Annotated in this window: 3 protein-coding genes; all 3 read right to left on the reverse strand. The window is 59.8% G+C overall.

Annotation, left to right across the window (positions count from 1 at the left end):
• The coding region (locus SMC5_RS01005) for a hypothetical protein (RefSeq protein WP_133299131.1) at window positions 1-236 on the reverse strand (236 nt) is incomplete at its 3' end.
• 75 nt (window positions 237-311) lie between these two features.
• Entirely contained in the window at window positions 312-1,694 is a 1,383-nt protein-coding gene (locus SMC5_RS01010; protein ID WP_119086834.1) for a tetratricopeptide repeat protein, read from the reverse strand.
• 101 nt (window positions 1,695-1,795) lie between these two features.
• The coding region (locus tag SMC5_RS01015) for a ferrous iron transporter B (RefSeq protein ID WP_133299132.1) at window positions 1,796-2,878 on the reverse strand (1,083 nt) is incomplete at its 5' end.

Below are 2,878 nucleotides of genomic sequence, written 5' to 3' on the forward strand. Positions count from 1 at the left end.
TAGGTGCGGACGAGGAGACGGTACTGTGGCGTAGTCCCCTTGAGTGAGTGCGCAAAGAGCACTTCAGCGGTGACATAGGCCGCCAACTCGTGCGCAGCGTCCGAAGTCGTCTTATTGTGAGTCCTGTAGAGGTCCAGATCGGCGGTGAACGTCGACGCCGCACTGGCGACCGGTGCCAGGAGTGAACAACACAGCAAGCCCACGATCAGGCAGGAAATCAATCTTAGTTTTCTCATCACATCACCCGCTATTAGACGGCCGATGATCCGACATTGTTCAACGGATGGGCGCAGTCCTGCCCGGGCCGGAGGCTAGCTCTTATGACTCAGCTCCAGGAAGGCCTGCAGCGCTTCCTCAAAGCGTGAATCTTCCAGCAGACCGTTGGCGTATCGCATTGTTACATGAGCGGGTTCGGCCGGTTGCGAGGGCCGTTCGGAAGAAGCGGGCTCGGCTACGGATATTGGCTCCCGATTGGTGGGGGAAATCGGCTGAGGGATACTGGACACGGGGGTGGCTTCGACCGGAGCACGGGACATCGGAGCCGGCGTGGGGGTGGGCCGCAAGTCGCGTGCGATGAGCTGTGCCTGTTCCAGCATACTTACCATGTGGGCCATGACGGGCTGTGAGGGACCTGCCGGCTCCTCGCTCGCCAGGGACACGACCGCGGGGGAAATCTCGGGAGGTGCTTCCGGCTCAGGAACCTGAGGTTGTTGTGAAATGCCCGGCAGGATGAACGTTTTCTCAAGCGAGGCAGCTTCTCTTTCCCCCAGCGGCGTCAGGGCCGTGATGTCGAAAGCCTCCGCTTCCGTTGTTTCAATGAGGTTCTCCAACTCCCGAACGGGCAGTACCCCGGCAAAGATAGAGTCGGGAAGGTCCTCGAGAGACTTGATGAAGTTGATATGGCGCAGCGTCTCCTCATCAAGGTTGGAGTAGCCCAGACCGGTGGCCCGGTCGTTGAGTGGATCGACCTCGAGCAGGCGCCGGACGAAGAGCTCTCCTTTCTGATGGTCACCAAGCTGGTCGTCATACGTCTTCCATAGCAGATAGAGTCTCTCAGGAAATGCTTCATAACTTGCCAGGCCGGTCTCGAGAAGGGCGAGGGCCTCACGGATCTTGCCGCTGCGTCGCTGCAGAGAAGCAAACAGTGCCTTCAGCACAGGGTCGGTCGGGTTCTGTTCGACCAGTTGCTGCACGTCGGTCTCGGTCATGTCCGGGACGCGCAGCCTGAGGTTGCTGTATGCTGCGAGAAGCGGGTTCTGGAGTTGGGCGGCATAGATGGCACTGCGGTTGTGGAGTCTGAGGTCGGTGAGGAAGGTGTTGTCAGAGGAGAGCGAGAGACACTTCAGGAACGCGAGTCTGGCTTCGTCGGTGCGCTGAAGAGCCAGCAGGATGCTCGCGTGGACCAGATGGCAGAGGGGGCTGGCAGGATCGATGTTGAGCGCGTACCGGCTTTCGATGAGCGCTTCGCTGGGTTTATCGCGAAGGTAGTACCCGAGTGCGATGGCCAGCTGGACGCGCAGGCTCTTGGAAGAGACCGACAGCGATGCTTCCAGGGCGGACTTGAGTGCATCCTGCGGTCGATTGGAGAGAATGTACAGATACGTCTTGCCGACGCTGACCAGGCCGTCGCGCGGGTTGCGCTCGGACATTGCCTCGTACAGATTCAGCCGTTCGCCCAGGTTTTCCTGTATCATTGCGTCACCTCTCCTCGGTCATTATTGCCCTCGGCGTTGTTTTGTCAAAGCATTCTGGAGCGGCAATGCCCTGTAAAACGGGAGCACGTCGTCACTCCCACTTAACGCAGGAGCGACACCAGGTTCCAGCCCCAGTTGACCATGGCGCCAAGGGTGAGCGCGAGCACGATCTCTCCTGCACTGACGAGCGCCGCACGGCGATTGCCGAACTCGCGTTTCAGTGCAGCGATAGTGCTGACACAGGGGACGTAGAGCATGACGATCAGAGCGAAGACGTACATCTGCTGAGGTGTCATGACTGTCCCAAACTGGGATGTATGCATCAGCGTGGCCAGCATGATGAGCGCAAGCTCCTTGCGCAGGACGCCAAAGATGAGGACGACCAGCGCCACAGGAGGGAGCCCCAGGACACCCTGAGTGAAGGGCGCCGCCCATGTCGTGAGAGGAATCAGCCACCCCAGTTTGTCGACAACATAGAGGACGATGGAGCCGGCCGCGATGATGGGGAACGCAAAGATCACGAAATCCTTGAGCCTGAACCAGGTCTGCTTGAGCGTGATGCGCAAGGGCGGCCACTTCAGCTTGGGCATCTCCATGATGAGTCCTGGATTGGTCCCCGGGATGAAACGGTTCAGCACGCGGCCGACGATGAAGACGATGATGAGGCTGATGATGTACAACGACAGCGCGGGCCAGAAACCCATGAAGGCGCCCACGAGTCCCAGGATGACGACCGTGCGCGCTGAGCATGGGACGAGCGTCGCGAGCACACCGGCAATGAAGCGGTCCCGGTCGCGTTCCATGATCCGTGTCCCCAGGACTGCGGGTACATTGCACCCAAACCCGAGGATGATGGGGATGAAAGCCTTGCCGTGCAGACCCATACGGTGCATGATGGCGTCGGTGAGAAATGCCATGCGCGCCAGGTATCCCGAGTTCTCCAGGAACGACAGGATGATGTAGAACGGTACGATATAGGGAAGGGCGACGGAGACGCCCGCCAGGATACCCTGCAAGATGCCACCCCACAGGAAGTCCCGCAGCCACGGGACAATGGGGAGAGCCATGAAAACCTTTTGGAGAGAGCTGAAGAGGGCATCCAGGGTGGAGGAGAGCCGGCCTCCCAGGACGAAGATGAGACCGAAAACAGCGAACATGACGGCGACCAGCACCACCCATCCGAA

It is taken from the genome of Candidatus Cryosericum odellii, from assembly GCF_003570935.1.
GTDB classification, from domain to species: domain Bacteria; phylum Caldisericota; class Caldisericia; order Cryosericales; family Cryosericaceae; genus Cryosericum; species Cryosericum odellii.